Genomic DNA, 1,482 nt, shown 5'->3' with positions numbered 1-1,482 from the left:
GCGGCGGCCCCCCAAATCACTGTCGGATTACGGGCACACCGAGCCTAAGCGAGGTGCCGAGTGTTGGGGCATGTACGGGACAACCACATGGGTTACAAAAAAGTGCATTCACATAGGTGACACTTTGATTGATACATAACCGTTCTTTGCGTCTCTCGCGTTCACGTGCCCAAGAATCACCGGCCCGAAGATCACATTCCACACCCCATCACCAATCATTTCCATTCCGATGGTCTGGTGACAGAGCAAATTTCCAACATACACCCGCATTCCACCTCGGTTGATGATCCCGCTACTATCGGCCAAGTAACTCTCGATATGGCTTGCATAGACCATCTCCGGTAACGTTTCTGGGTACATTCGAGTGGAAGGCGTATAGCAAGTGGCAGGGGTTTTCTGCCCAAGCGCCTCGTGGCCACGCTCGTAATTGTAGTGCTGTAGGAAACGATCAAAGTGACGCTGTTGGGCCTCCCAGGCAATTGGCGAAGGATGAGGTAATGTGCTTTTCAGTGTCCGATGCATACGTTCGTGCCGCCCATTCTGATCTGGGCGACCGGGCTCGATTCGCTCAGGAATGATCCCAAGCCTCATCCACCAGATCGATAGCTGTGATAGCCCCGCGCGACTGGTGCTGGCAAACGGTATGCCGTTATCAGTACGAATGCGTTCTGGCAGTCCGTATTCGCGGAAAACCCTCTCGAAGGTTTGCTGAGTTTCCTTAAAGTTGGTGCTGCCCATGCTCTGGCAGGCCAGTAAAAAACGACTGGCATGATCCATGATCGTCAGCGGATAGCACCAAACACCTGCCCCAGTCAGGTACTGACCCTTGTAGTCAGCGCTGAACAGCTGATTAGGATTTTCTGCCTTGCGTAAAGGCTTGGGGTAAACAGCCACGCTTCGACGCATTGGCCGAGGCGTGATCAAATCAGCGGCCTTGAGGATGTTGTAAATGGTCGTTTTCGAGGGCGGATCTTGATCCGGAAAACGCAGTATGAGGCTGTTCTGAATCTTCTTCGGACCGGGAATCGTCTCGCCAATTGAACGAAGCTCGATGATTGCCTGCTTCACCGCCATCGGCACTATGTAGTTTTGGTTGTGGCGGCAGCGACTACGCTCATCAAGCCCGCTAGGGCCCTCTGTTTCATAACGTCTGACCCATTTATACCCGGTTTTTCGACTGACCTCGTATTCCCGGCACAACTGGCTAAGGCTGTGTTTTTTGGACAGATAGTCGGCGATAAACATCACTTTAAGGTCCATAGGTTTCAGCTCTTTCCAGGGCATGGTCAGATCCTCGCGAAATCGACCCTGCCAGTTAAAAACTGTTACCTATGTGCGTGAACTGATTTGTAACCCATGTGGGTGAGTCATACCGGCAAGAGCCCTTTGCTTACTTTGGGGCTTTTCCAAAGTGAGCCGCCGTAAGGGCGGAACCATAAGCAGCCGTTACCCAAAAAACGGATATGTACTCACACCCCAAAA

At 52.2% G+C, this 1,482-nt stretch carries 1 protein-coding gene; it reads right to left on the bottom strand.

Going from position 1 to position 1,482, the window contains the following annotated elements; translation table 11 throughout:
* Positions 1-108 precede the first annotated feature (108 nt).
* Positions 109-1,284: an integrase core domain-containing protein gene (locus HX792_RS30210; RefSeq protein ID WP_176999489.1), complete on the bottom strand. Its 1,176-nt coding sequence runs from the start codon at positions 1,282-1,284 to the stop codon at positions 109-111.
* Positions 1,285-1,482 lie beyond the last annotated feature (198 nt).

The sequence above is a fragment of the Pseudomonas sp. B6002 genome (assembly GCF_013385985.1).
GTDB lineage: Bacteria > Pseudomonadota > Gammaproteobacteria > Pseudomonadales > Pseudomonadaceae > Aquipseudomonas.
This window is presented reverse-complemented; position numbering and strand designations above follow the sequence as displayed.

Bases quoted from the DNA above. Each gene is read 5' to 3' on its own strand.
- HX792_RS30210 (WP_176999489.1), bottom strand. From the start codon at position 1,284: ATGCCCTGGAAAGAGCTGAAACCTATGGACCTTAAAGTGATGTTTATC.